At 65.3% G+C, this 2,670-nt stretch carries 3 protein-coding genes and 1 pseudogene; 3 read left to right on the top strand and 1 reads right to left on the bottom strand.

The genetic code is table 11. From position 1 onward, the window contains the following. Positions 1–120, bottom strand: a 120-nt coding sequence (locus Q0W90_RS24130) for a TetR family transcriptional regulator (RefSeq protein ID WP_297777160.1), incomplete at its 3' end; no start/stop codon positions are given. A 103-nt stretch (positions 121–223) separates the two neighbouring features. Between Q0W90_RS24130 and Q0W90_RS24135 the strand changes: the two genes are divergently transcribed. The 3 genes and pseudogenes from Q0W90_RS24135 to Q0W90_RS24145 all read left to right on the top strand — a co-directional run. Next, entirely contained in the window at positions 224–1,393 is a 1,170-nt protein-coding gene (locus Q0W90_RS24135; RefSeq protein ID WP_297593216.1) for a spirocyclase AveC family protein, read from the top strand. Beyond that, entirely contained in the window at positions 1,394–2,215 is an 822-nt protein-coding gene (locus tag Q0W90_RS24140; RefSeq protein ID WP_297593214.1) for a CbbQ/NirQ/NorQ/GpvN family protein, read from the top strand. Beyond that, positions 2,215–2,670 (top strand): annotated as a pseudogene (locus Q0W90_RS24145) (VWA domain-containing protein); the annotation flags it as partial. The gene Q0W90_RS24140 and the pseudogene Q0W90_RS24145, both read left to right, overlap by 1 nt.

A 2,670-nucleotide genomic window follows, 5' to 3' on the forward strand; every position in this document is an offset into this window, starting at 1 on the left:
GGCAATATCGTCGAGCGTCGCCGCGACGAAACCCTTTTCGCCGAAGACCTCCTCGGCGGCATCGATCAGGAGTGAGCGAGTGTGCTCCAGGCGGCGCTCTCGCGTCCAACGCTCAACCATGCGCCAGATTCTGCCAGAGCTAGCGAGAAGCTATTCCGTTTCTCAGATACTCGCGAGTATATTGCTCGGAGCGTGGACGGCCGACCGGGAGGACACCAGCGTCATGAGCGATCTCGCTAACAGAAACCGAGCCTCGTCTGTCACCGAGTCACTGCCCGGCGCCGCCGAACTGGGCGCGCAGGGTCAGTCCCCGGTGACACCGATCAAGTTGTGGGCCGCCGCCGGCGGCGCGCTGCTGGCCCTTGAGCTGTACGTGTGGATCCGCTGGATCACCGGCCCCTATTTCGAGCGGGTGCCCACGGGGCCGAGCGAGCCACCGATGTACATGAAGGTGCCGCTCATGGCGAATGCGGTGGTTCTATGGGTCGCCCTGCCGGTCGTCCTGTGGTGGTTCTTCATCAGGCCGTGGCGGCGCGAGCGTCGAATCACGCTGGACGGCATGCTCGTGGTGTCGATGGGCCTGATGTTCTTCCAGGATCCATTGCTGAACTACTTCAACACCTGGTGTACCTACAACACCTGGCTGTTCAACCGGGGCTCCTGGTCGTCGAACATTCCCGGTTGGGTCTCCCCGGAGGAACCGGGCCGTCAGGTGGCCGAGCCCCTCTTGACCAACGCGCCGGGTTACGCATATGGCGTCCTGCTGATCACGATCGTCGGGTGCTGGATCATGCGCAAGATCAAGACGCGCTGGCCGAACATCAGCAATCTTCGGTTGGTCCTCGTCACCTACGCGCTTGCATTTGTGTTCGACTTCGTCATGGAGGGTCTGGTCCTGCTACCGATCGGCTTCTACACGTACCCCGGTGCCATCAGGTCCGTGTCGATCAACGCCGACACCTACTACCAATGGCCGGTCTACGAAGGCCTGATGTGGGGTGGTGTGCAGGCGGCGCTGTGCTGTCTGCGTTTCTTCACCGACGATCGTGGCCGCACCGTCGTCGAGCGCGGATTGGACCACGTTCGAGGCGGGTTCGCGAGACAGCAGTTCACCCGGTTTCTGGCGATCTTCGCCGGGGTCAGCGCGTGCTTCTTCATTTTCTACAACGTGCCCGCGCAATGGATCGGAATGCACGCTGACCCGTGGCCCCAGGACCACCAGAAGCGTTCGTACTTCAACGGCGGCATCTGCGGAGACGGAACGGACACCTTATGCCCGAATCCCGCTCTGCCGATACCGACCAAGCGCTCCGGGTATGTCGATGTGCACGGCCACCTCGTCCTTCCGCCCGGCGGCCAGCTGCCGCAAGTCGTCCCCTTCGAGGGACGCTAGGTGCTGACGAACTCCCAGCCCGCCGCCGTCCGCCCCCCTTCGGAGGCACCGTTCTACCGGCCGGCCGGCGATGAGGTGGAGGTCTTTCGCGCGGCGGCCCGCCGCGGCCTGCCGGTGCTGTTGAAGGGGCCGACGGGATGCGGCAAGACGCGGTTCGTGGAGGCGATGGCCCACGCGCTGGGTCGCAATCTGATCACCGTCGCGGCCCACGAAGACATGACGTCGGCCGACCTGGTCGGACGCTTCCTTCTCAAAGGGGGAGAAACCAGCTGGGTGGATGGCCCGTTGACTCGGGCCGTCCGCGAAGGCGCGATCTGCTACCTGGACGAAATCGTCGAGGCGCGCCAGGACACCACGGTGGTCATTCATCCACTCGCCGATCATCGCCGCGAGCTGCTGGTTGACCGCCTGGGAACAACGGTGCCCGCGGCACCGGGGTTTCAACTGGTCATCTCCTACAATCCCGGCTACCAAAGCGTGCTGAAGAACATCAAGGAGTCGACCCGGCAGCGATTCGTGGCGATCGAGCTCGACTTCCCGTCCCTTGAGGCCGAGACGGAAATCGTTGCCCACGAAGCGGGGATCGACGCTGCGACGGCGCGCGCTCTGGTCACGGTCGGCAACGCGATCCGAAACCTCGATGGTTCGCCGCTACGCGAAGTGGCGTCCACCCGCATGCTGATCCTGGCCGGCAGCCTGGTCGCCGAGGGGCTCAATCTGCGCAGCGCCGTCCAGGCGGCGATCGTCCGGATACTGTCCGACGATCGGGAAATCATCGCCGCGCTCGGCGAGCTCGTCGATTCCCTGCTGCCCACAAGGTGATGGTTTCGGATTCCGTTCGCCCGCAACGGTATCGGCTCCTCGCCACGTTCATAGTCGGGCGGTCCGTCGACGTCGCCGAAGCGGCGGCCGGCCAGGACGCCCACACCAACGGCGAGGTCATCTTCGTCCCGGCGGGCGGCTCCGCCGCGCAGTATCGCCGGCAGGTGTTGGTGCAGAGCGCGCTGCTCGGTGCGGGAAGCCTGGATCGGCGGCTGGTGAAGCGACTGCGAGCACGCCCGGTGGTCGCGCGCCGCTACCTCGCGCTGGAAGGCCACCGGGTGCTCGCGGAACTCGCCCACACGGTTCCACTGGCGGCGGCGCTTCGCCTCGACACCGACCCCCGCACCGCAAGCGCGGATCAGTCGCTCGAAATGGCCAGGGGATCAACAAAAGTCGCCGTCCCTCCGGAGTGGTTCGGTGTCATCAGGCCCTCGCAACTCCTGGCGTCTTCCGCC

The sequence above is a fragment of the Mycobacterium sp. genome (assembly GCF_025933915.1).
Taxonomy (GTDB): domain Bacteria; phylum Actinomycetota; class Actinomycetes; order Mycobacteriales; family Mycobacteriaceae; genus Mycobacterium.